A 258-nucleotide genomic window follows, 5' to 3' on the forward strand; every position below is an offset into this window, starting at 1 on the left:
CGCGAAGAGGCGCTGTCCCGGGTGCGATCCTTGCCCAAGGCAACCGCGGACGAAGCCGCTGCTTTTCGTCTGCTTGTGGCGCGCGCCAGCCTGCATGCGAACGCATGGACATCTGAACATCCGTTACAAATCAATAAGTTACAGGCATTGCGCGCGGATATGATCGCCTTACAAGCGCATTTGGCGAAGGCTGATCTGATCTCGCAACAACCCTGGGACCGTCTGTGGGAATGGGCAAAAACCGCGCTGTCGCTGGAA

1 protein-coding gene is annotated in these 258 nt (G+C 58.1%); it reads left to right on the plus strand.

Features of this window, described 5'->3' with window-relative positions; all coding sequences use genetic code 11:
• Positions 1-30 precede the first annotated feature (30 nt).
• Positions 31-258: hypothetical protein (locus tag SM447_RS29880; RefSeq protein ID WP_474576206.1), on the plus strand; the 228-nt coding region annotated here is incomplete at its 3' end.

It is taken from the genome of Micromonospora aridisoli (assembly GCF_056150025.1).